The organism is Vibrio sp. ZF 223 (assembly GCF_003050585.1).
GTDB lineage: Bacteria > Pseudomonadota > Gammaproteobacteria > Enterobacterales > Vibrionaceae > Vibrio > Vibrio crassostreae.
The window spans coordinates 1-1,891 of sequence record NZ_PIGB01000029.1 but is presented as its reverse complement, the minus strand read 5'-3'; the positions used below and the strand labels follow the sequence as shown (position 1 = coordinate 1,891).

The following is a 1,891-nucleotide window of genomic DNA, read 5'->3' as shown; positions in this document are numbered from 1 at the left end:
GCGGCTAGACGGAAAGACCCCGTGAACCTTTACTACAGCTTGGCACTGAACATTGAACCTACATGTGTAGGATAGGTGGGAGACTTTGAAACCGCGTCGCTAGATGTGGTGGAGTCGTCCTTGAAATACCACCCTTGTAGTTTTGATGTTCTAACGTTGGTCCCTGAATCGGGATTACGGACAGTGCCTGGTGGGTAGTTTGACTGGGGCGGTCTCCTCCCAAAGAGTAACGGAGGAGCACGAAGGTGGGCTAAACACGGTTGGACATCGTGTGGTTAGTGCAATGGCATAAGCCCGCTTGACTGCGAGAATGACAATTCGAGCAGGTGCGAAAGCAGGTCATAGTGATCCGGTGGTTCTGAATGGAAGGGCCATCGCTCAACGGATAAAAGGTACTCCGGGGATAACAGGCTGATACCGCCCAAGAGTTCATATCGACGGCGGTGTTTGGCACCTCGATGTCGGCTCATCACATCCTGGGGCTGAAGTCGGTCCCAAGGGTATGGCTGTTCGCCATTTAAAGTGGTACGCGAGCTGGGTTTAGAACGTCGTGAGACAGTTCGGTCCCTATCTGCCGTGGGCGTTGGAAAATTGAAAGGGGCTGCTCCTAGTACGAGAGGACCGGAGTGGACGAACCTCTGGTGTTCGGGTTGTCATGCCAATGGCATTGCCCGGTAGCTAAGTTCGGAATCGATAACCGCTGAAAGCATCTAAGCGGGAAGCGAGCCTTGAGATGAGTTTTCCCTGACGCTGAACAAAAACAGCTTTCCAGATTATTTGCCTTCAGTTTTTTAAAAACTGAAAGTAAAAGCAAAATTTGCTTGGCGACCATAGCATTGTGGACCCACCTGATTCCATGCCGAACTCAGAAGTGAAACACAATAGCGCCGATGGTAGTGTGGGGCTTCCCCATGTGAGAGTAGGACATCGCCAGGCTTTAATTTCGACTTTGTCTACAAAGTAGACAAGTCACCATAGAGTTCTAAGTTTTCTTAGTATTTTATCATTGTGGACCCACCTGATTCCATGCCGAACTCAGAAGTGAAACACAATAGCGCCGATGGTAGTGTGGGGTTTCCCCATGTGAGAGTAGGACATCGCCAGGCTTTAATTTCGACTTTGCATTGTGGACCCACCTGATTCCATGCCGAACTCAGAAGTGAAACACAATAGCGCCGATGGTAGTGTGGGGCTTCCCCATGTGAGAGTAGGACATCGCCAGGCTTTAATTTCGACTTTGTCTACAAAGTAGACAAGTCACCATAGAGTTCTAAGTTTTCTTAGTATTTTATGTTGACTTTCAAAGTAGAAAGCGTATTATACGCGTCCTGCTTGAGTGCTAAGGCACTGAAAGCAAAGCTCTTTAACAATTTAAACCTATCAATCTGTGTGGGCACTCGTTGATGAATATCAAAACGTTTTATCGTTAGATAAAACAGATTCTTCGGAATCAAAATTGATTTCAATGAACTGAGTGACCAATACAAATAACTACTTTCTCTTGTAGAAAGAAGGTATTTGGCACAGTCAATTCATTATCATTCTGTTGGAATGGTAATAGCTTTAGAATTACATGTTCACGTTCCTTTTTCGAAAAGAGCGAATGAATATTAGTTTTGAAGTCAGTATTCATTGAGCCGACAAAATCTTAAATTGAAGAGTTTGATCATGGCTCAGATTGAACGCTGGCGGCAGGCCTAACACATGCAAGTCGAGCGGAAACGACACTAACAATCCTTCGGGTGCGTTAATGGGCGTCGAGCGGCGGACGGGTGAGTAATGCCTAGGAAATTGCCTTGATGTGGGGGATAACCATTGGAAACGATGGCTAATACCGCATAATGCCTACGGGCCAAAGAGGGGGACCTTCGGGCCTCTCGCGTCAAGATAT

At 46.9% G+C, this 1,891-nt stretch carries 3 rRNA genes and 1 other annotated feature; all 3 genes read left to right on the top strand.

Annotated features, from left to right (window positions below):
• Positions 1 to 936: a sequence feature (most likely nonfunctional fraction of RNA operon), on the top strand.
• 55 nt (positions 937 to 991) lie between these two features.
• Positions 992 to 1,106 (top strand): 5S ribosomal RNA (rrf, locus tag CWO13_RS23290).
• 3 nt (positions 1,107 to 1,109) lie between these two features.
• Positions 1,110 to 1,224, top strand: a 5S ribosomal RNA gene (rrf, locus tag CWO13_RS23285).
• A 426-nt stretch (positions 1,225 to 1,650) separates the two neighbouring features.
• Positions 1,651 to 1,891: ribosomal RNA gene (locus CWO13_RS23280) — 16S ribosomal RNA — on the top strand; the annotation flags it as partial.